The sequence below is a fragment of the Nocardia sp. NPDC059195 genome (assembly GCF_042754695.1).
Lineage (GTDB): Bacteria > Actinomycetota > Actinomycetes > Mycobacteriales > Mycobacteriaceae > Nocardia.
Genome location: NZ_JBHZBG010000067.1, coordinates 1 through 1,684, shown reverse-complemented (window position 1 = coordinate 1,684; position 1,684 = coordinate 1). Strand labels below are relative to the sequence as shown.

Genomic DNA, 1,684 nt, shown 5'->3' with positions numbered 1-1,684 from the left:
CTAAGTGGTCACGCCCGTAAGTCGTTCGGGGGTCAGTGTCCGAGGTAGAGATCGCAGGCGCAGTCAAGGGCTTCCTGGGGGCTGCCTGCGGTGAAGCCGGTGGGCAGGATCTGGTTTTCGTATTTGCCGCTGCTGGCGAGGTAGAGACCGAATCCCCAGGTGGAGGCCGAGCTGCCGTAGCGGAGCCGGATGAGAGGCAGCCGGTGGCCGTCGGCCAGTTCGCCCTCGACGTAGGCGAATTGGCCGTGGTATCGGACGTGCAGGCCGCTCAGCTGAGGCCAACGCTCGGCGGCGTGTTGGCGCAGCCGTTGGGCCAGGGAGGTCTTAGTCGAGTCCGGGATCGCGGGCATGAGGTCATCTTGCCGCTTCCCGCGTGTGGATCCGGCTCCGGTGACGGGATCGAGCAAGACCGTTGCGGTCGGGTGCGCCGAAAGAGGTTGTAAATACACTGTTTTCGTGCCGGTTGCTCATGCTCGCCAGATTGTGTTGACTGCCTCCGAGCGGCGCAGGCTCGAGAAACTGGCTTACTCCCGCACCGCTGGATTCGCGCTGGTCGTCCGTGTCCGGATCGTGCTGGACGCCGCCCTTGGCTATTCCAACAACAAGATCGCTCTTCGGCGGCAGATCCATCTCGACACGGTGCGCACCTGGCGTGGCCGATACGCAGACCACGGGTTCGACGGGCTCAAAGACCGGCCCCGCTCGGGCCGGCCCCCGCGTTTCAGCCCGCTCCAACGCGCCGAGGTCACAGCGCTGGCCTGCCAGTTGCCGGCCCAGACGGGCGTGCCGTTGTCGCGGTGGAGCAGCAGCGAACTGTCCGCTGAGGCGGTCAAATCCGGTATCGCCAAGGCTATTTCGGCCTCTACCGTGCGCCGGATCCTGTCGGGTGCCGCGCTCAAGCCCTGGCAGCACCGGTCGTGGATCTTCGTCCGCGACCCCGGCTTCGGGCTCAAAGCCGCCCAGGTGCTGGACCTCTACCAGCGGACCTGGGACGGGCAGCCGTTGGCCGATGGCGAATACGTGATCTCCTCCGACGAGAAGACCTCGATCCAGGCCCGCTGCCGATGCCACCCAACCCTGGCACCAGGCACCGCCCGCATGATGCGCGTCAACCACGAATACGACCGGGGTGGATCGTTGTCCTACCTTGCCGCCTACGACGTCGGCGGCGCCCGCGTGTTCGGCCACTGCGCGGCCAAGACCGGGATCGTGCCGTTCATGACCCTCGTGGAAAAAGTCATGACCAGCGAGCCTTACGCCTCGGCCAAACGCGTGTTCTGGGTGGTCGACAACGGCTCGTCACACCGCGGCAAAGCCGCCTGCGACCGGCTAGCCGCACGGTTCCCCAACGCGGTCATGGTCCATACCCCGGTGCACGCGTCCTGGTTGAACCAGATCGAGATCTACTTCTCCATCGTGCAGCGAAAAGTTGTCTCTCCCAACGACTTCACCAGCCTTGACCAGGTCGAAGACCGGCTCATCGCCTTCGAGCGTCGTTACAACGAGACCGCTCGGCCCTACGAATGGAAGTTCACCCAGACCGACCTCGCCGACCTACTGGCCCGGATCGAGCGGCACACACAGAACGAGCACTCCCAGCAGCACACCGGCTGCGACCACCAGCCTGCCGCACAACCAGCAGCCGCGTGAACCCCCGAAAAACCTACGACCAGGACCACTAAGC

Annotated in this window: 2 protein-coding genes; one reads left to right on the top strand and one right to left on the bottom strand. The window is 65.1% G+C overall.

Features of this window, described 5'->3' with window-relative positions; genetic code table 11:
• Positions 1 to 32: 32 nt before the first annotated feature.
• A complete protein-coding gene (locus ACFXKN_RS33450; RefSeq protein WP_378974760.1) occupies positions 33 to 350 on the bottom strand; it encodes a hypothetical protein in 318 nt (105 codons plus the stop codon).
• 106 nt (positions 351 to 456) lie between these two features.
• Between ACFXKN_RS33450 and ACFXKN_RS33445 the strand changes: the two genes are divergently transcribed.
• Positions 457 to 1,650 carry an IS630 family transposase gene (locus tag ACFXKN_RS33445; RefSeq protein WP_378974756.1) on the top strand — a complete coding sequence of 398 codons (1,194 nt, stop codon included), beginning with the start codon at positions 457 to 459 and terminating at the stop codon, positions 1,648 to 1,650.
• The last annotated feature ends 34 nt before the right edge of the window (positions 1,651 to 1,684 follow it).

Coding starts and splice junctions, on each gene's coding strand:
- ACFXKN_RS33450 (WP_378974760.1), bottom strand. CDS start 350: ATGCCCGCGATCCCGGACTCGACTAAGACCTCCCTGGCCCAACGGCTG.